Source organism: Kitasatospora sp. NRRL B-11411 (genome assembly GCF_000721345.1).
Lineage (GTDB): Bacteria > Actinomycetota > Actinomycetes > Streptomycetales > Streptomycetaceae > Kitasatospora > Kitasatospora cineracea.
In genome coordinates, this window is record NZ_JOGH01000308.1 from 1 (window position 1) to 923 (window position 923).

1 pseudogene is annotated in these 923 nt (G+C 64.9%); it reads right to left on the reverse strand.

The window, feature by feature from the left end:
• Positions 1-254, reverse strand: a pseudogene (locus tag IH44_RS48980) (extracellular solute-binding protein); the annotation flags it as partial.
• Positions 255-923 lie beyond the last annotated feature (669 nt).

Sequence of the window (923 nt, forward strand, 5' to 3'; positions counted from 1 at the left end):
ACGACGGCGGACTTGTCCTGCTGCTGCCCGATCAGCTGCACCCCGTTGTCGGTGAACGGCTTGAGCGTGGCGGGCAGTTCGGAGCCCTTGACCGAGGAGATGCCCTGCTCGGCCTGCGCCGCACCGGACTTGGCGATGTACCAGTCCAGCCACGCCCGCGCGGCCTCCTGGTTCTTGGAGTGCTTGTTGATCGCGTACTTGTAGTCCGGCTGCAGGACGCTGCACAGCTTCCCGGAGGTGGACGGGAACGGCATGTAGCCGATGTCCTTCGGACAGCTTCTGGTTGACGATCGCGTACACCAGGCTGTCGACGGTGTTCAGGTCGCTGCCGGCCGCCCACGGCTGCGCGGTGGTGGCGAGCTTGTCCTTGGCGCCCTCGTCGCAGGACGGCGAGCCGATCGCGTCCGTCCACTGCCGCAGCGGCCAGCCGTCGTGGTAGTTCGTGTAGTACGGGATGGCCGCGCCCTTGTTCTTGATCGCCTTCAGGTCGGCCAGGAACTCGTAGTCGGTCCACTGGTAGGTCTTCGACAGCTCCTCCGAAGACCCCAGCGAGGAGAAGAAGTTGGGGAACTGCGCGATGGACAGGTCCGAGGGGATCGGCAGCACGTCACCGTAGTTCTCGGTGTTCATGCGGATCTTGACTTCGCCCTCGTAGTCCTTCATCCCCTCGAACTTCACCTTGACGTTCGGGTAGACCTTGGTGAACTCGGCGGCGTACTTGTCCAGCGTCCCGTCACCGAGCTGGTCGGTGCGGTTGGTCAGCACCGTGATCGAACCGGTCACCTTCACCGGGTCCGCGTTCACCGACGGCGCAGCGGACGCCCCACCGCCACCACCACTGCTACACGCAGTGAGCACCACCATGGAAGCGGCCGCGACGGCCGGCCATCCTCTGCGCATCTCGCTCATCCTTCACGCTGATC